Source organism: Roseateles sp. P5_E11, from assembly GCF_054049355.1.
In genome coordinates this window covers 1-1,241 of the sequence record NZ_JBFUMO010000996.1, presented here as the reverse complement: position 1 = coordinate 1,241, position 1,241 = coordinate 1, and the positions used below count along the sequence as shown (strand labels likewise).

Sequence of the window (1,241 nt, the reverse complement as noted above, 5' to 3'; positions counted from 1 at the left end):
AAGCAGGGCATGGCACTTTCAACTGCGCTGCAGATTGTGCGCAGTCCGCCATTTACGCTGCTTGAGTCCACTTGGGAGGAGCGCGCTACCAAGGTGCAGGACGAGCTGCAATCACTTGGCGTGCGCCTCCGGCGCGAGACGGTGGAACAACGGCGAAATCCAACTTTTGGCCCCTTGCAGCAGGATCGCCTCCTGTGCCACGCAGCACCGCGATACGGCGAGCAGCGGCCAGAGTGGATAGTGAGCGACCAGTCCGTGTCGGAAATGAAGTCGTTGCAATGCAATCATTGCGCCGCGTCCGGGGTGCTTGTGAAGGACTTTCCGGAGCCACAGCAATGCCCTGCCTGCCGGTCGGCCAACCTTGTCATCGAATCCACATGGATGACGTAGCCTTGGACCGATCAGGGCGCGTATTCAGAACTGAGTGACGAGCTCTAGCCCGCAAAGGCAGCGCCCGGACCTGGACGGAATCTCGCGGCTTAGTCTTTGCGAAATTCCGTCAGCATGCGCCGCAGATCCTTGCGGCCACCGCTGTTCGTCGCGCGATAGACCTTTAGGGCCAAGGCCAAGAATTGCTGTTCCGGTCCGCTGAGTCCTTGAGGCGCGCGCTCAATGTCCAGCCACCCCTGCTCGACGCCGCAGTGCGATTCGATTTGTTTGGCCAGCTTGTGACCGATCGGACGGGCGCCGCTCTTGGCCATCGACCAAGTGGCCCCGCTTACGCCGATGTGCGAAGCCCAGGCCGCTTCCAACCCCTTCGGCGGCTCGCCCGCACTGATGCGCTCCTCGGCGTACTGCTGAAACAGGCTTTGAGCGTTGATGCGTCGGATCGTAGTGATGTTGGGCGGGCTGGACATCCGGGTCTCGTGGCGCTGCCAGCACGGGGTCGTGCGGGGATCTCGAAGTGTTGCGAAAAGTCTTCACGCATTCTACTTGTGAAGATTTTTCGCAAAACGCTTGACTTCGCAAGTGAACACTCTTCACAATGCAGTTATTCGCTAACCGAAGCGCCGCATTGATCAACATCAGTGCAGCTGCCAAGGCAGCTCTATCGACCACTTCAACCTTTTCGACATCAGGACTCAACGTGAAACGCAACCTATTCAGTTCAAGCCAGCGACCCGCCCAGGGTCGGTGCGCCCGCGAACTGGCCCGAGCCAATGGCTTGGGTTGCGTCGTCGCACACGAGATTCTTGATCGGGGCATGGACTCGGTCTCCGGGACACACATCACCCAAACGA

Annotated in this window: 2 protein-coding genes; one reads left to right on the top strand and one right to left on the bottom strand. The window is 59.7% G+C overall.

Annotation, left to right across the window (positions count from 1 at the left end; genetic code table 11):
- Positions 1-390: hypothetical protein (locus ACXJKR_RS32825; protein WP_457326428.1), on the top strand; the 390-nt coding region annotated here is incomplete at its 5' end.
- An 89-nt stretch (positions 391-479) separates the two neighbouring features.
- Here ACXJKR_RS32825 and ACXJKR_RS32820 read toward each other — a convergent pair.
- Positions 480-857: a hypothetical protein gene (locus tag ACXJKR_RS32820; RefSeq protein WP_457326427.1), complete on the bottom strand. Its 378-nt coding sequence runs from the start codon at positions 855-857 to the stop codon at positions 480-482.
- Positions 858-1,241 lie beyond the last annotated feature (384 nt).